This is a genomic window from Pseudomonas sp. AP3_22 TE3818 (assembly GCF_053628995.1).
Genome location: NZ_JBRJHL010000001.1, coordinates 5559511 through 5579945, shown reverse-complemented (window position 1 = coordinate 5579945; position 20435 = coordinate 5559511). Strand labels below are relative to the sequence as shown.

Sequence of the window (20435 nt, the reverse complement as noted above, 5' to 3'; positions counted from 1 at the left end):
TTTGTGACGCAGTTTTTTGGGGGTTCAGGCCTGAAGCAGGAAGCTTTGCTGCACCGGCCAGCTCAACCACACCGGCGCGCCGCTGGGCATCGACGCGCCCGGGTGATTGCCGGGTACGGACAGGTTGATCGGCAACGTGTCGCCGCCGACCTTGAGTGCCAGATGGGTGCTGGAGCCTTGATAAACCTTGTCGGTGAGTTGCGCGGGCATCACGTTGTAGCCGTCCCGGGTCGGGCACTCACTGTGCAATTCCATGTGCTCCGGGCGCACGGCCAGCACGATCGGTGCCGCACTCAGTGCGTTCGGCGCCTGGGCATGCAATACGCTGGTGCCGCAGCGGCCGCTGGCGTTCTGGCCGTTGCGGGTCAGGTTGTCCAGCGGGAACAGGTTCATCTTGCCCAGGAACTCGGCGACGAAACGGCTCTCGGGGCGGTTGTAGATGTTTTCCGGAGTGTCGACCTGGGTCAGCTTGCCGTGGTTGAAGATCGCGATGCGCGAGGACAGCGCCAACGCTTCGTTCTGGTCGTGGGTGACAAACACGAAACTGGTACCGACCTGACGGTGGATGCGTTGCAGCTCGGTTTGCAGTTGTTCGCGCAGGTTCTTGTCCAGTGCCGACAGCGGCTCGTCGAGCAGCAGCAGTTCCGGCTCGAACACCAGCGCCCGGGCAATCGCCACGCGCTGCTGCTGGCCGCCGGACATCTCGGCGGGTTTCTTGTGCATGTGTGCACCGAGGCCGACCACTTCAAGGATGTGTTTGACCCGGCGATTGCGTTCTTCAGCGGGGACTTTGCGGATGCGCAGCGGGTAGGCCACGTTGTCGGCCACGCTCATGTGCGGGAACAGCGCATAACCCTGGAACACCATGCCGTAGTTCCGCTTCTCGGCGGAGCGCCGGATGATGTCGACGCCTTGCTCCATCAGCTTGCCCGAGGTCGGGCTGAGGAAACCGGCCAGAATCATCAGCAAGGTGGTCTTGCCCGAGCCGGACGGACCCAGCAGGGTAAGAAATTCACCTTGGCGAACGTCGAGATCGACGTTATCCAGCGCCGCGAAACGGCCGTAATACTGGCTGATACCTTGAGCGCTGAGCTGGATCGCTGAACGGCTGGACACAATGAGGTTCCTCTTTTTATTGCCCATAAGACGTACGAGGACGGATGCGAATCCGAAATGGGCTTTGGGCTTATTATTGTTAAAAATATCGCTACATCAATGGAATTATTTTGCTCGTATTGGTTAGTTTTTTTACCCAATTTGAGAGCCTGTAGGAGCGAGCTTGCTCGCGATGGTCGCCAACGATTACGCGCCCAAACTGACACCCAACGGTGTTCTCTGGTTTTTCGCGAGCAAGCTCGCTCCTACAGGGGAACGGGGTGTCAGAGGGTGTCCTGCCAGGTCTGGCGGGACGATTGCAGCTGGGTCTTGACCCAGTTGCCGAAGGCCTGGACCACGGCGCGGTCGGCCTTTTGCGGGTCTGCCGCCAGGTAATAGCCACGGTGCAAATCGATGCCGATGTCGAACGGGCGCACCAGCAAACCCTTGGATAACGCATCACCGCTGATCAGGTTGTCACCGATGGCGATCCCCTGGCCGGCAATGCACGCCGACTGCGCGCAGTGCGCATCGGAGAACAGGATGCCGCTCGTCGCATTGACCCCGGAAGCCCCCGCGGCGGTCAGCCACACGCGCCAGTCCGAGTAGTCGGTCATGTGCAGCAAGGGGTAGCTGCTCAGTTCCTGTGGGCTTTTCAAACCGCCCAAGGCGTTGATCAGCCGCGGGCTGCACACCGGGAAGAAACGCAATGCCACAATCTCTTCAACATTCATTTCCGGCCAGTCGCCAATCCCGTAGGCGATGAACAGGTCGACGTTGTGGTTGTTGGTGTCGTCCGGCGTGCGCGGGGAAACCAGTTGCAGCTGCACTTGCGGGTACTGCCGCAAAAAAGCACCGATGTGGTGACACAACCAATAGGTGGCGAACCCCGGCGCGCAACTGACGCATAGCCGCCCGGAGATTTCCTGGTCGTCAACCAACTGCCCAGCGTCGAGCAGGTTCAACAGAATCCCGTGCACTTCCCGCGCATAGCGTTCGCCCTGATACGTCAGGCCGATGCCCCGGCCAATGCGCTCGGTCAGGGCGAAACCGACACATTCCTCAAGCTTGCTGATCTGGTGGCTGATGGCGCTGCGGGTCAGGTTCAGTTCACGGGCTGCGATCGACACGCTGCCTGTGCGGGCAACCGCATCCAGCGCACGAAGGGCTGTCATCGAAGGAAAACGCATAAATCATCCCGTTATGGTTTAGAGCGGTAGATATGGTGACGTAAATCGAACAGTCAGGCCAAAAAAAATCGATTGTTGTATCGGTTGATTCAACAATACTAGCCCCATTCGTCGTTGGGCCGAGCTGGCCCCTTATCCAAGAGGTGCTGCATGACCCGTTGTGCCGAGGCGCTCGTTCAGTTGCTGGAAGGCTATGGTGTTGAAACCGTCTTCGGTATTCCCGGCGTGCACACCGTCGAGTTGTATCGTGGCCTGCACGGCAGTCGCCTGAAGCACATCAGCCCGCGCCACGAGCAGGGCGCCGGTTTCATGGCCGACGGTTATGCCCGTGCCAGCGGCAAGCCCGGGGTGTGCTTCATCATCACCGGACCGGGCATGACCAACATCATCACCGCCATGGGCCAGGCCTATGCCGACTCGGTGCCGATGCTGGTGATTTCCACCTGCAACCGTCGCGAACACCTGCGCCTGGGCCATGGCCACCTGCATGAATTGCCGGATCAGCGCGCGCTGGTCGCCGGGGTCTGTGCTTTCAGCCATACGCTGCAACACCCGGCGCAATTGCCGGAAGTGCTGGCACGGGCCTTTGCCTTGTTCGGCTGTACTCGGCCGCGACCGGTGCACATCGAGATTCCGCTGGATGTGCTGGAGATGTCTGCCGACGGGCTGGACCTGCGCCCGCGTTCATTGCCGGCCGCGCCGGCCCCGGCGGCGGAAGCCATCGATGACGCCGTGGCCCTGATCAACAACGCCAAGCGCCCCTTGATTCTCGCCGGTGGCGGCGCACGCCGGGCCAGTGAGGCCCTGGCCGCACTCGCCGAACGCTTGCAGGCCCCCGTGGCGCTGACCACCAACGCCCGCGGTTTGCTGGCCCCCGAACATCCGTTGTTGCTCGACGGTGTGCAGTCCTCGGCCCATGGTCGCGAGCTGTTTGCCGAAGCTGACGTGGTGCTGGCCGTCGGCACCGAGCTGGGGGAAACCGACTACGACTTTTTCGGTCTTGGCCCTGTGCAGTTCAAGGCACCGCTGATTCGCCTGGACATCGATCCCATGCAAATACTCGGCGTACAAGCGGCCACGGTCGGCTTGCTGGGTGATGCCGGGCAAGGCTTGCTTTTGTTGCTCGATCGCCTGCCGCAACGCCAGGCCGATCCAGCCTGGGCGGCTGAGCGAGTGACCCAGGTCAACGCCCGGGAGCACGCCGGCTGGAGCGCCAGACAATCACGTATGCAAGCGCTGCTCGATACCCTGCGCGATCACTTGCCGCAGCCACTGATCGTCGGCGATTCGACCCAACCGGTGTACCAGGGCGCCCTAGGCTACCGGGCGCCAACCCCCAACAGCTGGTTCAACGCCGGCAGCGGCTACGGCACCCTCGGCTACGGTTTGCCCGCCGCCATCGGCGCCAAGCTGGCCCAGCCCTTGCGCCCGGTGGTGGCGTTGGTCGGCGACGGTGGCTTGCAGTTTTCCAGCGCCGAATTGATCGCCGCCAAAGAGGCCGGCGTCGGCGTGATCCTGCTGCTGTGGAACAACAGCAGCTACGCCGAAATCCGCGACTACATGAACGCCAAGGCGGTGCCGTTGCTGGGGGTGGACATCCTCACGCCGGACTTCGCCGCCCTCGCGCAGAGCTGCCACGTCAGTCATCACCGGGCAGGTGATCTGGGTGGTTTACGCAAACTGCTGGGGCAACTCGGCAGCAGCGATGAGCCGGTGATGATCGAGGTCGACGCCACCACCTTTCTGGCTGACTAAAACAACAACAATTTTTTCAGGTCGCCGACACGCACAACGTCCGGCAGACCTTTCAATCTCCTGAACTCAAAGGTGGCTTACATGGCTGAGTCCGATAACTTTTCCTCTACCCATTCCGTGCAGGGGACCTACGCCGACCTGATCCTCGCCAACGGTCGTATCTACACCCAGGACCCGGCCAACCCGTGGGCCGAGGCCGTGGCCATCCGCGACGGCAAGTTGATCGCAGTCGCCAGCCTCGGCCAGATCGAGATGTTCAAGGGCCCGAACACCCGTGTGCACGACCTGCAAGGCGCATTCTGCATGCCGGGCCTGCACGACATGCACACGCACCCCGACCTCGCGCTGGCGCCGCGCTACGCCGATGACCTCGACGTCGGCATCGAAGACCCGACCCCGGAACAGCTGCGTGAAAGCATCCTCGCCTATGCCGACAGCCATCCCGGCGACGGCTGGATCTACGGCCAGTACTGGGTGCGCTACACCTTCCGCGAGGCCGGCCTGACCCCGGGCCGCGAGTGGCTCGACAGCGTCATGCCGGACCGCCCGGTGGCACTGCTCGACCGCATGTGGGGCACCATGATGGTCAACTCCAAGGCCCTGGAACTGGCCGGCATCGACCGCCACACGTCCGACCCGCGCAATGGTTATTTCGAGCGTGACGAGCTGAGCGGCGAACCCACCGGGCTGATGATCGACGGTGCCTACGCGATGATTCACGCGGCCATGCCACCGACGCCGGTCAGCGTGCTGCGTCGCGCCTACCGCGATGGCGTGCACTTCCAGAGCTCGCGGGGCGTCACGGCGAGCAAATACGTACACGTCTGCGAACAGCGTTTGCAAGCCCTCAAGGAACTCGACGACAGCGGCGAACTGACGGTGCGCATCGAAGCGGCGATCAGTTGGCAGGACGACATCTTCCCGGTGCGTCGTCGCTGGGAGCTGCTGGCCGGCGAACGTCACTACTACCGCAGCGCGCGCCTGAGCGCCAACGCGGTGAAGTTCCACTTCGACGGCACCGTGGAGCCGAAGTCTTCGTACCTGCTGACCCCGTGGCCGCAGGAATCGAGCTGGCGCGGCAAGCTCAACCTGACCCCGGAACACATCACCGACATGGTGGTGGACATGGACCGCAAGGGCATCCGCGTGATCGCCCACTGCACCGGCGACGGCGCCTCCGACGTATTCCTCGATGCCGTGGCCGAGGCCCGTCGTCGCAACGGTTTCAGCGGTGTGCGCCACCAGTGCGCCCACAGCACCTTGCTGCACCCCGGCAACCTGCCGCGCTTCAAGGAGCTGAATGTCATCGCCGAGTTTTCCCCGGCCGCCTGGTACCCGACGCCTTTCGCCAGCGGCGCGCGTTCCGGTTACGGCCAGGAACGCCTCAAGCGCATCTACGATTTCAAAGGCGTGCTCGCCGCCGGCGGCACTGCGGTGATGGGCACCGACTGGCCGGTGGCGTCCATCGACCCGTGGCTGGCGCTGGAAACCATGATCACCCGGCAGAACCCGTGGAACGACGACCCGGCGTGCTTCGGCGACCCGATCAGCCTCGAGCAGGCGCTGACCGTGATCACCAGCAATGGCGCCGTGGCCATGGGCCTGGAACACAGCACCGGCAGCCTGCAAGTGGGCAAATCGGCGGACCTGATCGTCATCGATCGCGACCTGTTCGCTGCGCCGGCACGCAACTACATCCACAAGACCCAGGTGCTGCTGACCTTCGTTGAAGGGCAACTGGTCTACGACCGCCACTCAACCCTGGAAACCGTCGGCCTCAAAGCCGTCTGGCAGGGCGAACCACCGGTGCTGGAGGGCAAGGCAGAATGACTTCCCCACGTATCGCCGTGACTGTGGTGTCGGGCTTTCTCGGCGCCGGTAAAACCACCTTGCTCAACCGCATGGTGCGCCGTGCCGAAGGCAGTCGGCTGGCGGTGATCGTCAACGATTTCGGCGAGCTGAACATCGATGCGGCCATCGTTTCCGAAGTCACCGACGCGGTGTACAGCCTGCAAAACGGCTGCATCTGCTGCACGGTGCAGGAAGACCTGTTGGCGCAACTCGGTAGCCTGGCGCAGCTTGAACCAAGGTTGGAGCGCATCGTCATCGAGTGCAGCGGTGTGTCCGATCCACAGCGCATCGTGCAAACCCTGGCCTACCCGCAACTGCGCAGCCAGATGCAACTGGACATGGTGATTACGGTGGTCGACGCCACCCGCCATCTGCAACTCGACGGTGAATACGCGCGCCTGGCTCGGGCGCAGGTGGCGGCTGCCGACTTGCTGCTGCTGAACAAGACCGACCTGGTCGACGAGGCGCAGTTGCAGGCCTTGCGCGATGCACTGGGCGCCAGGACGCGAGTGCATGAAAGTGTGCAAGCCGAGTTGCCCGATGCGTTGTGGCTGGATACCGATTTGGACCTTGAGCCTCGGGCACAGAAACCGCTGACCCGGGTGTCCGATGGCGATCACGGCGAGATGTTCAGCAGCTGGTTGTGGCAGAGCAACGCGGCCCTCGACGTCGAGTGCTTGCGTGGCTGGTTGAGGGCGTTGCCCAGTGATGTATTCCGGGTCAAAGGCCTGGTGCTGCTGACGCCGGGCAGCACGGCGCACTGGCTGCAACATGTCGGCACCCGCAGTCAGTTTCTGCCGGCGCTGGATGACGCCCGGACCAACGCCACACGCCTGGTGTTCATCGCTCGCCGTGGCTTCGATGGTTGGGAGGCATTGGGGCAAGGGCTGGAAGATTGCACTGTGAAGGAGGTTGCGGGGGCATGACATCGACAGAGCAACGTCTGCGTGAAGAGTTGGCGGCCTGCTACCGCCTGATTGCGCACTTTCGCATGACCGATTTGATCTTCACCCACATCTCGGTGCGCATTCCGGGGCCGGAGCATCACTTTCTGATCAACCCGTATGGGCTGATGTTCGACGAAATCACCGCGTCCAACCTGGTGAAGATCGACCTCAATGGCCACGCCGTAGAGCCATCGCCGTACCCGGTCAACCCGGCCGGTTTCGTGATCCACAGCGCCATCCATGGTGCCCGTGAATATGCGCAATGCGTGCTGCACACCCACACCAAATCCGGGTGCGCGGTGGCGGCGTTGAAGTGCGGGTTGTTGCCGGTCAATCAGATTTCCATGGAGTTCTATGGCCGCGTCGCTTACCACGATTACGAAGGCGTCGCGCTGGACCTGAGCGAGCAACAACGGCTGGTGGCGGACATGGGTGACAAGCCGGTGATGATGCTGCGCAACCATGGCTTGCTGACGGTCGGCGAGACGGTGGGGCAGGCGTTCATGCGCATGTATTACCTGGAAAAGGCTTGCGACATTCAGTTGGCTGCGCAAGCTGCCGGTGAACTGGTGCTGCCGTCGGCCGAGGTCTGCGCGCATACCGAGCGGCAGTTCAATGATCCGGGGCGGCCGTTGGATGAGGGCGAGTTGAACGATCCGGATGCCATGCAACTGGCTTGGGCGGCGTTGTTGCGGATGCTGGATCGGGTGGCACCGGGTTATCGCGACTGATCGAGGTTTTCGGTTGTTCAGGTGGGCCTCTTCGCGAGCAAGCCCGCTCCCACAGGGGAATGCATTCCAAATGTGGGAGCGGGCTTGCTCGCGAAGCAGGCGCCGCGGTCTGTCAGGCCTGCCTCGGTGTATTGAGGTTCATCGACCGCACCGCCAGCGTCGACGCTGTCTCTTCATCGATCGGCAACGAAAACCGAAAGGTCGCCCCCCGCCCCGGCACATCGATCAACTGAATCTCGCGCCCGTGCAATTGCAGGATGCGATGCACGATCCGCAGCCCCAGCCCGCCATCACGCCGTGCGCCGCCGATGTTGAACGGGCGCAGGAACAAACCTTCGCGCAGTTCCGGGGCAATGCCCGGGCCGGTGTCGCTGACCGTGACTTCGATGAATGACCCTTGCGGACGCAGGCCCAGTTCGACGTCTCCACCTGGCGGTGTATGGCGCAGGGCATTGTCGAACAGGTTGGTCAGCACGCGCTCGATCAACCCGAGATCCGCACAGACCGCCGAGGCGTTTGGCGCGAACGTGGCCTTGAGTTCGACCTGGCGCGCTTCGGCGGTGAGTTCGAATTTCTGGAAGATGTCCTGGGCCAGGTCGGTCAGGGAAAAACGCTCCAGCACCGGTTGCACGAAGCCGTGCTCCAGTCGCACCAGTTCCAGCAGCGACTGCGCCAGACCACCGACCTTGCGGCTTTGGTCCAGTGCGATGCCGAGGTAGCGACGGCGGTCGGCAGGGGACAGCGTGGCGTCCTTGAGCGACAGGGTTTCCAGATAGCCGTGCAGCGAGGCCAGCGGCGTGCGCAGGTCGTGGGAGATGTTCGCCACCAGTTCGCGGCGCTCCTGGTCCTGGCGGGTCAACGAACGCCATTGCTCGCCCAGGCGGGCCTGCATCTGCCGGAACGCGGCATCGAGCACGGCGATTTCATCGTGGCTGGCGGCTTTTTCCACCGCGACGGGCAGGGCCGGCGTGACCGGTACGCCATCGATGTCGAACTGGCTCACGGTTTCGGTCAGGCGGCGCAACGGCCGGGTGATCAGGGCAAACGCGGTGAGGCCGGCAATCAGGCACAGCAATGCCACCAGCCCGATGGACAGCAGCGCTGTGTTGAGCGCCGCGCTGGTTGCACCGCGTTCGGCCAAGCGGTCGTGATCCTCACCGAGCAGCACCACGTAGAGATAGCCCACCGGCTTGCCGTCCACCTTCAGCGGTGCTGCGCTGAACACCTTGCGCGCATCGACACTGCGCGGGTCGTCGCCGGGAATCGGCAGCGGATCGCCCCGCAGCAGGCGCTGGATCGGCGCGAGGTCGACCCGCTCCCGACGGATCCGGCCCTCGGGCGCGGCACTGCCGACAATCTTGCCCTCGGGGTCGAGCAGGTACACCTCGACACTGGGGTTGACCTGCATCAGCTTGCTGAACAAATCGCGCACGGCATTGGGCATCAGGCCCTGGGTGTCCATCAGCACCGTGTCGCTGGCGATGTGCTGCGCCAGGTCGCGGGACAAGCCTTGCACCACTTCCTGTTCATGCATCTGGTTGGAGCGCACCTGCATCCACGCCGAGGTGCCGCAGCACACCAGCAGCAGCACGGCGAACACCACGGACAGGCGTTGCGTCAGGGTCAGCCTCATGGCTGCGGCTCCTCCCCGGTGGCGAATTTGTAGCCGCGGCCCCAGACAGTGAGGATGCGTACAGGCTGCGCCGGATCGGTCTCGATCTTGGCGCGCAGGCGGTTGATGTGGGTGTTGACCGTGTGCTCGTAGCCTTCGTGGCTGTAGCCCCACACGGCGTTGAGCAGGTCCATGCGTGAAAACACCTTGCCCGGCTGGCGGGCGAAGAAGTACAGCAAGTCGAATTCCCGGGGCGTGAGGTCCAGGCGTCGTCCGTCGAGGGCCACCTCGCGGGTGATCGGGTCGATCGCCAGTCCGTCGGTGAGCAGGCTGCCGGCGTCCATCTTCAGGTTGCGCGCCATGGCATCGACCCGGCGCAGCAGCGCCTTGACCCGGGCCACCAGCTCGAGCATGGAAAAGGGCTTGGCCAGATAGTCGTCGGCGCCCAGCTCCAGGCCGAGAATCCGGTGCACTTCGCTGGAGCGCGCGCTGGTGATGATGATCGGCGTGTAGCGCGCCATCGCCCGGGCGCGGCGGCAGATTTCCAAGCCGTCGACACCGGGCAGCATCAGGTCGAGGACCAGCGCATCCCAGTTGCCTTGCTGCAGCAGGCGCATGCCTTCATCGCCATCGGCGCTGTGCACCACCTCGAACTGCTCATCGCGAAGATGCAGGCAGATCAGGTCGGCGATGTGCTGGTCGTCCTCGACCACGAGGACGCGTTTGGTCTGTTCCATCCTGCTCATCCTTCGGCGCAATGGGCGCATGCCATTCGGCTTATGTTCAAAAAAACCTGTGGGAGCGGGCTTGCTCGCGAAAGCGTCAGGTCAGCCAGTATCACCATCGACTGACACTCCGCCTTCGCGAGCAAGCCCGCTCCCACAGGAATAGCAGTGTTCAAGGTTGGCGTTATGCATTGTGCGGGTTTTTCGGGGCCCGAGTTATCACGAATTGTTTAACTTCCCGTGAGGATTTGGCGATCACCCAAAGCCTAGGCTGTGTTGCATGAAACACCCCTGGATTTTTGGAGGCGAGCATGTTTTCACGACGGCAATTTCTTCTAGCGAGTGGCGGGGTGGGCGGTGCAGCCCTGGTGATCGGCCTGTTGCCGAAGTTTTCCACAGGCTCGGCCTTGATCAGTGAGGCCAGCGCGGCCGAGGCGTTCGAAGTGACCCACAGCGACAGCGAATGGCACGCGATCCTCAGCGACGAGCAGTACGACATCCTGCGCGAGGAGGGCACCGAACGGGCCTACAGCAGCCCGCTGAACAACGAGCACCGCGACGGCACCTTCGCCTGCGCCGGTTGCGACCTGCCGCTGTTTTCCTCGGCCACCAAGTTCGACAGCCGTACCGGTTGGCCGAGTTTCTGGGCACCGCTGGACAAGGCCGTGGCCACCCGTCAGGACCGTGCGTTCGGCATGGTCCGCGAAGAGGTGCACTGCCGGCGCTGTGGCGGGCATCTGGGCCATGTCTTCGATGACGGCCCGAAACCCACCGGCTTGCGCTACTGCATGAACGGTTTGGCGATGAAATTCGTGCCGAAGACGGTGTGATTACCTTCCACTCACTTTTTTGCAGGTAAACGCCATGTGGCTGCTGGTCCTCGCTTATCTCGGTGGTGTGCTGACGATTGTCAGCCCGTGCATTCTGCCGGTGTTGCCGTTTGTCTTCGCCCGCACCGGCCAACCCTTCGTCAAAAGCGGATTGCCGCTACTGGTCGGGATGGCGCTGACCTTCGCGCTGGTTGCCACATTGGCCGCGGTGGGCGGTGGCTGGGTGGTGCAGCTCAATCAGTACGGGCGCTGGCTGGCGCTGGTGTTCGTCGCGTTGTTCGGCCTGACGCTGTTGCTGCCGCGGTTGGCTGAACGCCTGACCCGGCCGCTGGTGGCAGCAGGCAGTCGTTTGTCGGAAGCGGCGGGCACCGATGCGCGGCCACGTCCCGGTGCCTCGTTTCTGATAGGTGTCGCCACCGGCCTGCTGTGGGCACCCTGCGCCGGGCCGATCCTGGGCCTGCTGCTGACCGGTGCGGCGCTGCAAGGCGCGAGCGTCCAGACCACTTTTTTGCTGTTGGCTTATGCCGCGGGGGCTGCCACTTCCCTTGCGCTGGCGTTGCTGTTGGGCGGCAAGGTTTTCACGGCGATGAAACGCTCGATTGGCGCGGGCGAATGGCTCCGTCGCGGTCTCGGCGCAGCGATGCTGGCCGGCGTGGCGGCGATTGCCTTGGGGCTGGACACAGGGGTTCTGGCGCGTTTTTCCACGGCGTCGACCGGCGGGATCGAGCAAGCGCTGGTGGAGAAACTGTCCGGCAATTTGCCGCGTAACAGCGGGGCGATGATGGCGCAGAACTCGACTACCGGGGGCGCGGTGCAAGTGGCCGAGAAATCCCCGGGCACCTTGCCGGTCGAAGGCAGCCTGCCGCCACTGGAGGGCGCCGTGCAATGGCTCAACTCGCCACCCCTCGATGCCCAGGCCTTGAAAGGCAAGGTGGTGCTGGTGGATTTCTGGACCTACTCCTGCATCAACTGCCTGCGCTCGTTGCCCTATGTGAAAGCCTGGGCCGAGAAGTATCGCGACCAGGGCCTGGTGGTGATCGGCGTGCATGCGCCGGAGTTTGCCTTCGAGCGTGACGTCAACAACGTCACCAAAGCCATGAAGGACCTGGGCATCCACTACCCGGTGGCCATCGACAACGAGTTCAAGATCTGGCGCGCCTTCAACAACGAATACTGGCCGGCGCATTACTTTGCCGACGCCCAGGGCCGCATTCGTTATCACCACTTCGGCGAAGGCGCGTACGCCGAGTCGGAGCGGGTCATCCAGCAACTGCTGCGTGAGGCGGGCGGCAAGGTGGCGGACGGGCTGATCGAGGCCAAGGCCGATGGCGTGCAAATGGCGCCGGACAGCAACGAAGTGCGGTCGCCGGAAACCTATGTCGGCTACCAGCGTGCCGAGCATTTTGTGCCGCAAACCGCGCTGGTGCCGGACAAGGTCGCCACCTACAACCCGCCTGCGCAACTGGCGCTCAACGACTGGAGCCTGGGCGGTCAGTGGCATGTCGGCTCCGAGCGAGCCACCGCCAGCGCAACGGACAGCCGCATCGTCTACCGCTTCCACGCCCGTGACTTGCATCTGGTGCTGGGCCCCGGCGCCGATGGCAAGCCGGTGCGCTTCAAGGTGCTGATCGACGGCAAGGCACCGGGTGACGACCACGGTATGGACGTGGCCCCCGATGGCAGCGGCACCGTGACCGAGCAGCGTTTGTATCAACTGGTGCGCCAGAGCGGTGGTGTGCAAGACCGGACCTTCAGCATCGAGTTTCTTGATCCGGGCGCATCGGCCTACGCCTTTACCTTCGGCTGATTGCCCTTGTTTTTTTCAGGAGTCCATTTCATGAAAACCCTGTTCACCTGGCGCCGTACATTGTTGGGGCTGGCCGCTGCCGGCATCATCAGCCAATGCTCGGCCTTCTCCTTCGGTGGTGCAGAAGAGGCGGTGGTCATTCCACCGCCGGCCCTCGACGAAACCACCCAGGCCCGCAGCGAAACCGCCGTGTTCGCCGGCGGTTGCTTCTGGGGTGTCCAAGGGGTGTTCCAGCATGTCAAAGGTGTGCAAAACGCCGTCTCCGGTTACGCGGGCGGGGCGGCCGATACCGCACGATACGAGCGTGTCAGCAATGGCAATACCGGGCATGCGGAGTCGGTCGAAGTCACCTTCGATCCCGCTCAGGTCAGCTACGGCACCTTGCTGCAAATCTACTTCTCAGTGGCGCACAACCCGACCGAGCTCAATCGCCAGGGACCGGACACCGGCACCCAGTATCGTTCGGCGATCTTTACCAAAAGTGCCGAGCAACAGCGGGTCGCACAGGCCTACATCGCCCAGCTCGACGGCGCCCATGCCTTCGCCAAGCCGATCGTGACCAAACTTGAAACCTTCAACGGTTTCTATCCGGCGGAGGAGGAGCATCAGGATTTCCTGACCGAGCATCCGACCTATCCGTACATCGTGATCAATGACTTGCCGAAGGTTGCGCAGTTGAAGCAGCTGTACCCCAATCGTTATCAGGAACAGCCGGTGCTGGTGAAGTCGGGGATGTAAATGGCGATCAGCGACTGCATGGCCTGTTCGGCCGACTAGTGCTTGCCCCACATCTGTACGGCGAATTCGACGAAGCGTCGCAGTTTCGGCAAACGGTGGCGATCCTGGGCATAGACCAGGTGCATCGGCCGGCTGGGCGGGCAGTAATCGGGCATCAAGGCCAACAGCTTTCCGTCCTTGAGGTCCTGCTCGACCAGGGCGTCGGGCATCATCACGATGCCCATGCCGGTCCGCGCCGCCTGATGCAAACCGGCCGAACTGTTGATCAGCATCGGCCCGCTGACCCCTACGCTGACTTCGCCCTCGGGACCGGCCAGGCGCCATTCCTTTTGCACCGATTGCCAGTCATCCCCGGCCGGATAGGCAAAGGACAGGCAGTCGTGGTGTCGCAGGTCTTCAGGCGTTTGCGGGGTGCCGCGACGGGCCAGATAGTCCGGTGACGCGCACATGGTCAGGGTGTAGTCGATCAGCGGGCGGGCGATCAGGTTGGAGGGCTCCAGCGCGCCGAGGCGAAACGCTACGTCCAGTCCGTTTTCCAGCAGATCCGGGCGCCGGTTGGTCAGTACCACGTCGAGTTTCACCCGCGGGTTTTGCCGGCTGAACTCACTCAGTGCCGGTGCCAGGCGTTCGGTGCCGAAGGTCAGGGGAGCGGTGATGCGCAGCGTCCCGCTCGGTTCGTCGAGGGCCTGCTCGGCCAGACGCTCGGAATCGGCCACCAGCCCCAGCACTTCCAGGCAACGCTGGTAATACGCGACGCCGAACTCGGTCAGCCGCTGACGCCGCGTCGTGCGGTTGAGCAGGCGCACACCCAGGCGCTGCTCCAGGGCCTTGAGGTGGTTGCCGACCATGGTCGTGGACATATCGCACTGAAAAGCGGCGGCGGTCATGCTGCCGGTCTCCACCACTTTCACGTAGACGCTCATTGCCTGGAATAAATCCATTATCAAGCTCAGCTTTTAAATGATTGAAGTTTTACAGCGTTTATCCAGCTCAGGTGGCTAACCATACTGCAAAAACACCGACCCTTGCTGGAGCTTGACGTCATGACCGCCGCCTGCCTGATGAGCACTTACCAACCCTTGGCCCTGAGTTTCAACAAGGGCCTGGGCACTCGCCTGTGGGATCAGGCCGGGCGCGAGTACCTGGATGCGGTCGCCGGTGTGGCGGTGACCAACGTCGGCCACTCCCACCCGAAAATCGTTGCCGCCATCACTGAGCAGGCCGGGTTGCTGCTGCATACGTCGAACCTCTACAGCATCGACTGGCAACAACGGCTGGCGCAGAAACTGACACGGCTGGCGGGCATGGACCGGGCTTTTTTCAACAACTCCGGGGCCGAAGCCAACGAAACCGCACTGAAAATCGCCCGGCTGCATGGCTGGCACAAAGGTATCGAACAGCCGCTGGTGGTGGTCATGGAGAACGCGTTCCATGGGCGCACCCTCGGCACCTTGTCGGCCAGCGACGGCCCGGCGGTGCGCCTGGGGTTCAACCAGTTGCCGGGGGATTTCGTCAAAGTGCCGTTCGGCGACCTTGATGCGCTGGACAAGGTGCAACAGGCTTACGGTTCGCGGATCGTGGCGGTGCTGATGGAACCGATCCAGGGCGAAGGCGGTGTGCAATTGGCGCCACCGGGCTATTTGAAGGCCGTGCGCGAACTGTGCAACCGGCGCTCGTGGCTGTTGATGCTCGATGAAATCCAGACCGGCATCGGCCGCACCGGGCAGTGGTTCGCCTTCCTGCACGAAGGCATCGTTCCGGACGTCATGACCCTGGCCAAAGGTCTGGGCAACGGCGTGCCCATCGGCGCTTGCCTGGCCCGTGGCAAGGCGGCCGAACTGTTCACACCGGGCAGTCACGGCAGCACCTTCGGCGGTAATCCGTTGGCCTGCCGGGTCGGTTGCACCGTGCTGGATATCGTTGAAGAACAAGGGCTGCTGGAAAACGCACGGCTTCAGGGTTCGCGGCTGCTCGACAGATTGCGCACTGAGTTGGCGGGCAACCCGAACGTCGTGGCGATCCGTGGTCTGGGGCTGATGATCGGCATCGAACTCAAGCAACCGATCCGCGACCTGAGCCTGATCGCTGCACGGGACCATGGCTTGCTGATCAACGTCACGCGGGGGAAAACCATTCGCCTGCTACCGCCGTTGACCCTTGATGAGCGGGAGGTGGAGATGATTGTCAGGGGGGTGAGTCGGGTGATTTCGCAAGTTCTCGATCGACCGGAGTAATCGTTCAGTGTTGGCTTTGGATCGTTGTAGGTAAGCGGTTTCATCAGACACGTCGAGGCCATCCGGCGTGTCTTTTTTCATCATGCGACGACTCAGCAGGCATCGGATAAATCGCATTGTCTTCTCCGCATCTGGATAGATGTTGAGTATCCATTGGCGTTTCAAAAGACGTTTCCGCAAGTGTTGTAGTCCAGATCCGATTTGAAAGGGTTAGTTTCAGTGGTTAACCGGTGCTTGGCATCACACTCGCAAACGCAGTGATTTCAGTTCGATTCATCAACTGAATGGTTGATCCGTTAAAGCCTTCGAACAACCGCTGATGCGCAGCAAATCCACTTGAGTCATCACGCTTGCGGTAGCTGCCAGCCCACTCCAGCATTGCCACCAACCGTTCGTCATCCTGTGTTTCCCGTTGGTGAATGTTGGCGACGCATTCCTTGTGATCGACACATAGCCAGATCAAGGCCGTGGCGCGGTGGAGGATTTCGCTGATGATCCAGCCGTAAACGCCTTCGATTACCCAGCGTTGCTCGTCGGCCGCGATCCGTGCCATGGCCAATGCTTCGGCTCGGGGGCGGGGGATGCTGTGTTCGTCCGACAGCCAGTGAATCCGGTCGAGATCGGTCCAGGGCTCACGCAATTGCTGGGCTAGCCGCTGCGCCAGCCAACTCTTGCCGGAGCCGGAGTTGCCGATGATCAGGGTGCGGGTGAGGTTCATGCCGAGTTGCCTCTACCTATGTGCCTGACGAGGATCACTGTGGGAGCGAGCTTGCTCGCGATGACGGACTCAAAGCCAACATCGATGTCGACTGATACGCCGCCATCGCGAGCAAGCTCGCTCCCACAGGGGTTATACCTTTAGTACTCACCCTCCGGCGCAACCATTCGTGTCTTTGGTGAGCCATTGGCGTTGTGTTGAAAAATGTCCTGCGGCTGACCCTTTTCATTAAAGAACACCTGCCCGATGCCCGCCGAGTTCCACAGCCGCTCTCCGGCTTCGGCGTGTTCCGGGACATGCGGCACGATGCGCATGCGTCGACGTTTGGTCAGCCAGTTCAGCGGCGAGCGGGGTGAGTACAGCCAGCGGTTGAGGCGGTCGAACCATTCGAGCAGGGTGGCCGGGAATTCGTTCTTGATGCCGCTGCTGGTGATCTGCCAGATGCGTGGACCGGCCTTGCGGTGGCGGATCAGCACTTCGTAGACGAAGGAGTAGTGCACATCGCCCGACAGCACCACGTAGTTACCCGGCGTGCGCGAGTGGCGGAAAATATTCAGGATCACCTGGGCCGCGCCGCGATGGGCCATCCAGTTTTCCGCGTCCACCAGCAGTGGATAACCGCACCAGCTGAAGACTCGCTGCACGGTTTCAATCAGTTTGACGCCGAAGATCGGCGCCGGTGAAACGATGATCGCACTCGGGTGGTCCAGCAGTTCCTGTTGCAGTTCGCTCAGGGCTTCCCAGTCGAGCAGGCCGGAAGGCTGCTTGAGGTTCATTTCGCTGCGCCAGCGCCGGGTGCGGGTGTCGATCACGACCATGGCCGGGGTGGTCGGCAGCACGTAATGCCAGTGCTGGAATTTCAGCAGGTCATCGATCAGGTCGTCCTGGACCCTGCTGTCGAGGTGGCGCTCCGGTGTGCTGGCGCTCAACGCACCGGCCTTGTGCAGCAGGGCAGCGAAGGCATCCGGGTTGTTGCCCCAGCCCTGGCACAGCATGTACGCCAGCAGCGCGTTGCCGATGATGCGCCGGGAGAACGGATGGCCGTAGGCCGTTTCCTCCCATTGGGCGGACAGGTTCCAGTCATCGGTGATGTCGTGGTCGTCGAACATCATCAGCGTCGGCAGATGCGCCAGTGCCCGCGCGACGTTGCCAAGGCCTGCCGTGAAGGTATCGATGCGCGTCTGTTCCAGGGCGTAGCGTTTGAGCCGTTCCGGTGTCAGCGTCGGTGCCTGGGGCGTGATCAGGGTCCAGGGCACTGGCGACCAGACCAGCAAGTACATGGCCATGACTTCGGCGAAGGTCACCAGGTGATTGTCGGCACTGCTGCTGGTGAAGATCGGCTTGCGTGCGCCACCGAAGAAACGCTCGCGCAGGGTTTCATTGCTTTGCAGCGCCGGCAGCAGATCCGCACGGTGGTAGTAACTGGCCGGATGCTCGTAGAGCCTGGCGCTGTCGCTGACCACGGCGCCTTCGAGGTGTTCGCCGAACAGGCCCAGGCGCTCGATCAAGGCGTGAATCGCCCGCAGCATCGGCCCCGCGACATCGTCGGCGTAGACCTGATCGCCGGTCATCATCAGCAGTGCCGGACGGTCCTTGGCTGCATGGTCCTGCGCCAGCAACCGGTCGACGCAGAGCAAGCCGTCTGCCGCCGGATGATGGGGTTTGCGGCAAGAGCCGTGCAGCAATTGATCGACCCGTGCGCGCAGGACGAAGTTCGGGCAAGGGGCATCGCCGTACAGCAGGTGCGGCGCCCAGTCGGCGATGCCTTGTTCTGCACCATCGATCAGCAGGTCGTAGTCGATCGACTCGTCGCAGGGCAGGGCGCAATCGAGTGGCACGTCGATCAAGTGCACAAAGGCATGAGCCCCGACGGCAATCACCGTGCATTGCCCGCTGTCGAGGCGGATGTCACCGACGCCCTGCAGGCGCAAGGTCAGCGCCAGCGCCCGCGAACCCACCAGCCACAGCACCAGCCGCGTGGGCTCAAGGCGCCGCAGCAGCGGGCCCGCCAGGACCGGCGGCAGGGCTGGGTGATCATCGGGCAGTGGCAGTGTTTCGGACATCCGGGGTCAAGGCTCTTGGGGCATCGAGGCGGGCGATGATAGCGCAGGTGGCAGAACCAGCTGGAAAGATCCCGTTTCTGCCTGTCATGAAATGAAAAGCCATTGTCGCCTGATGAGAAGCGTCTCAACAGGCCTCGTCCTACAGTCCAATCAGCGCAATTCGATGCAACACGCCCATATTGCAGATTGGAGAATAAGAAAAATGGCCAAAGCCGTACGCTTTTATGAAACCGGTGGTCCCGAAGTTCTACGTTACGAGGACGTCGAAGTCGGCGAACCCGGTCCAGGCCAGGTTCGTCTGCGTCATGTGGCGGTTGGTTTGAACTACGCCGACACCTATTTCCGTAACGGTACCTATCCGATTCCTCTGCCTAATGGCATGGGCGTCGAGGCTTCCGGCGTGGTTCAGGCCGTGGGTGAAGGGGTCACCAACGTCGAAGTCGGTGACCGCGTCACCTACACCGGATTTCTCAATACCCTCGGCGCCTACAGCACCGAACGCCTGATCCCGGCCGCGCCGCTGATCAAGCTGCCGGAAACCATCAGCTTCGAAACTGCCGCCGCCATGACCATGCGCGGTTTGACGTCTTCGTACCTGATGCGCCGCATCTACGACTTCAAGGCCGGCGACAGCATCCTGCTGCACGCCGCTGCCGGTGGTGTCGGCCTGATCGTTTCGCAGTGGGCCAAGTTGCTGGGCCTGAACGTGATCGGCACGGTTTCGACCGAGCAAAAGGCGGAAATCGCCCGGGCTCACGGTTGCGACCATACGATTAATTACAGCCATGAAGACGTCGCCGCTCGCGTTCGCGAACTGACCGACGGCGTGGGCGTCAACGTGGTGTTCGACAGTGTTGGCAAGAACACCTTCATGGGTTCGCTGGATTCGTTGAGACCCCGTGGCCTGATGGTCTGCGTGGGCACCGCCTCTGGACCGATTCCGGCGTTCGACCCGGTGATGCTGGCGATGAAAGGTTCGCTGTACCTGACCCGTCCTGCCCTGGCCAACTACATCAGCGACCCGGCCGAAAAAGCCGCCCTGGCTGGCGAGTTGTTCGACCACGTCGGCAGCGGCCGGATCAAGATCGAGATCAACCAGCACTACGCCCTGCAGGACGCGGTGCAGGCCCATCGCGACCTTGAATCGCGCAAGACGACCGGCTCTTCGATTTTCGTCGTTTAAGGAGCGGCCAGCCATGAAAGTCGAACAATTGACCTGCAGCATTGGCGCCGAACTGATCGGCGTCAACCTGGCCGACGCGGTGCATGACGACGGTCTGTTTGCCGAGATTCGTGCCCAGTTGCTCAAGCACCGCGTGGTGTTCCTGCGCGATCAGGACATCACCCGCGCCGAGCACGTGGCCTTCGCCCGACGCTTCGGCGAGCTGGAAGATCATCCGGTGGCCGGCAGTGATCCGGATCATCCGGGACTGGTGCGGATCTACAAGAATCCGGACCAGCCGATGGACCGCTATGAAAACGCCTGGCACACCGACGCCACCTGGCGCGAAGCACCGCCGATGGGCTGCGTGTTGCGTTGCGTGGAATGCCCGCCAGTGGGCGGCGACACCATGTGGACCAACATGGTCCAGGCCTATGCGAACTTGCCGGAAGACGTAAAGGTCAAGATCGCCGACCTGCGTGCCCGCCACAGCATCGAAGCGAGCTTCGGTGCGGCGATGCCGATTGAAAAACGCCTGGCGCTCAAGGCGATGTACCCGGACGCCGAACACCCGGTGGTGCGCACCCATCCGGAAACCGGCGAGAAGGTGCTGTTCGTCAACGCGTTCACCACTCACTTCAGCAACTACCACACCCCTGAGCGGGTGCGCTTCGGCCAGGACGCCAACCCCGGCGCCGGCGAATTGCTGCGCTACCTGATCAGTCAGGCGTACATCCCCGAGTATCAGGTGCGCTGGCGCTGGAAGCCGAACAGCATCGCCATCTGGGACAACCGCAGTACCCAGCATTACGCCGTCATGGATTACCCGCCCTGCCATCGCAAGATGGAACGTGCCGGGATCATCGGCGACAAGACGTTCTGATCGAACGCCACCTGCATTCGCACTCGCGCATCCGCACTCGTAAACACGCCGGCCCGGCTCGACCCCGGGTGGGCGGGACAATCATAAGAACTGG

The 20435-nt window shown here is 62.7% G+C and carries 17 protein-coding genes; 10 read left to right on the top strand and 7 right to left on the bottom strand.

Going from position 1 to position 20435, the window contains the following annotated elements; translation table 11 throughout:
- Window positions 1-24: 24 nt before the first annotated feature.
- Both AB7M25_RS25410 and AB7M25_RS25405 read right to left on the bottom strand, forming a co-directional pair.
- Window positions 25-1116 (bottom strand): ABC transporter ATP-binding protein, encoded by a 1092-nt coding sequence (locus tag AB7M25_RS25410; RefSeq protein ID WP_102701074.1) that lies wholly within the window; start codon window positions 1114-1116, stop codon window positions 25-27.
- Window positions 1117-1379: 263 nt separating this feature from the next.
- Entirely contained in the window at window positions 1380-2285 is a 906-nt protein-coding gene (locus tag AB7M25_RS25405) for a LysR substrate-binding domain-containing protein (RefSeq protein ID WP_429560293.1), read from the bottom strand.
- 150 nt (window positions 2286-2435) lie between these two features.
- On the opposite strand from AB7M25_RS25405, the gene AB7M25_RS25400 reads away from it, so the two are divergent.
- The 4 genes from AB7M25_RS25400 (at window position 2436) to AB7M25_RS25385 (ending at window position 7569) form a co-directional block, all read left to right on the top strand.
- On the top strand, window positions 2436-4040 hold the full coding sequence (locus AB7M25_RS25400) for a 5-guanidino-2-oxopentanoate decarboxylase (protein WP_429385507.1): 1605 nt from the start codon (window positions 2436-2438) through the stop codon (window positions 4038-4040).
- An 81-nt stretch (window positions 4041-4121) separates the two neighbouring features.
- On the top strand, window positions 4122-5870 hold the full coding sequence (locus tag AB7M25_RS25395; RefSeq protein ID WP_126049409.1) for an amidohydrolase: 1749 nt from the start codon (window positions 4122-4124) through the stop codon (window positions 5868-5870).
- Window positions 5867-6817 (top strand): CobW family GTP-binding protein, encoded by a 951-nt coding sequence (locus tag AB7M25_RS25390; protein ID WP_429385509.1) that lies wholly within the window; start codon window positions 5867-5869, stop codon window positions 6815-6817. The genes AB7M25_RS25395 and AB7M25_RS25390 overlap by 4 nt, the downstream gene beginning before the upstream one ends.
- On the top strand, window positions 6814-7569 hold the full coding sequence (locus AB7M25_RS25385; protein WP_429385511.1) for a class II aldolase/adducin family protein: 756 nt from the start codon (window positions 6814-6816) through the stop codon (window positions 7567-7569). The genes AB7M25_RS25390 and AB7M25_RS25385 overlap by 4 nt, the downstream gene beginning before the upstream one ends.
- 112 nt (window positions 7570-7681) lie before the next feature.
- Here AB7M25_RS25385 and AB7M25_RS25380 read toward each other — a convergent pair whose 3' ends face one another.
- Window positions 7682-9202: a sensor histidine kinase gene (locus AB7M25_RS25380; protein ID WP_429385513.1), complete on the bottom strand. Its 1521-nt coding sequence runs from the start codon at window positions 9200-9202 to the stop codon at window positions 7682-7684.
- On the bottom strand, window positions 9199-9918 hold the full coding sequence (locus tag AB7M25_RS25375; RefSeq protein WP_126049417.1) for a response regulator transcription factor: 720 nt from the start codon (window positions 9916-9918) through the stop codon (window positions 9199-9201). The genes AB7M25_RS25380 and AB7M25_RS25375 overlap by 4 nt, the downstream gene beginning before the upstream one ends.
- A 299-nt stretch (window positions 9919-10217) precedes the next feature.
- Between AB7M25_RS25375 and msrB the strand changes: the two genes are divergently transcribed.
- Genes msrB through msrA form a run of 3 tightly spaced genes read left to right on the top strand, consistent with a single transcriptional unit; the run spans window position 10218 to window position 13281 of the window.
- The gene (msrB, locus tag AB7M25_RS25370; protein ID WP_429385516.1) at window positions 10218-10736 is read left to right on the top strand and encodes a peptide-methionine (R)-S-oxide reductase MsrB; all 519 of its coding nucleotides are present in this window, start codon (window positions 10218-10220) and stop codon (window positions 10734-10736) included.
- 34 nt (window positions 10737-10770) lie between these two features.
- A complete protein-coding gene (locus AB7M25_RS25365; RefSeq protein ID WP_454238140.1) occupies window positions 10771-12543 on the top strand; it encodes a cytochrome c biogenesis protein DipZ in 1773 nt (590 codons plus the stop codon).
- 30 nt (window positions 12544-12573) lie between these two features.
- Complete coding sequence (gene msrA / locus AB7M25_RS25360) at window positions 12574-13281, top strand: peptide-methionine (S)-S-oxide reductase MsrA (protein ID WP_429385520.1); 708 nt, start codon at window positions 12574-12576, stop codon at window positions 13279-13281.
- A 35-nt stretch (window positions 13282-13316) separates the two neighbouring features.
- Here the strand turns inward: msrA and AB7M25_RS25355 are convergent, their stop codons facing one another.
- Window positions 13317-14222, bottom strand: coding sequence for a LysR family transcriptional regulator (locus tag AB7M25_RS25355; RefSeq protein ID WP_095965808.1), 906 nt, complete (start codon window positions 14220-14222; stop codon window positions 13317-13319).
- A 102-nt stretch (window positions 14223-14324) separates the two neighbouring features.
- Here AB7M25_RS25355 and AB7M25_RS25350 point away from each other — a divergent pair, with 102 nt between their 5' ends.
- Entirely contained in the window at window positions 14325-15515 is a 1191-nt protein-coding gene (locus AB7M25_RS25350) for an aspartate aminotransferase family protein (protein ID WP_429385522.1), read from the top strand.
- A 223-nt stretch (window positions 15516-15738) separates the two neighbouring features.
- Here AB7M25_RS25350 and AB7M25_RS25345 read toward each other — a convergent pair whose 3' ends face one another.
- Together AB7M25_RS25345 and AB7M25_RS25340 are read right to left on the bottom strand one after the other, a co-directional pair.
- Window positions 15739-16233, bottom strand: coding sequence for an adenylate kinase (locus AB7M25_RS25345; protein WP_454238139.1), 495 nt, complete (start codon window positions 16231-16233; stop codon window positions 15739-15741).
- A gap of 140 nt (window positions 16234-16373) precedes the next feature.
- Complete coding sequence (locus tag AB7M25_RS25340; RefSeq protein WP_429385526.1) at window positions 16374-18296, bottom strand: alkaline phosphatase D family protein; 1923 nt, start codon at window positions 18294-18296, stop codon at window positions 16374-16376.
- Between the two features lie 202 nt (window positions 18297-18498).
- Between AB7M25_RS25340 and AB7M25_RS25335 the strand changes: the two genes are divergently transcribed.
- Together AB7M25_RS25335 and AB7M25_RS25330 are read left to right on the top strand one after the other, a co-directional pair.
- The gene (locus tag AB7M25_RS25335; protein ID WP_429385528.1) at window positions 18499-19479 is read left to right on the top strand and encodes a quinone oxidoreductase family protein; all 981 of its coding nucleotides are present in this window, start codon (window positions 18499-18501) and stop codon (window positions 19477-19479) included.
- 13 nt (window positions 19480-19492) lie between these two features.
- Entirely contained in the window at window positions 19493-20341 is an 849-nt protein-coding gene (locus AB7M25_RS25330) for a TauD/TfdA dioxygenase family protein (RefSeq protein WP_007979208.1), read from the top strand.
- The last annotated feature ends 94 nt before the right edge of the window (window positions 20342-20435 follow it).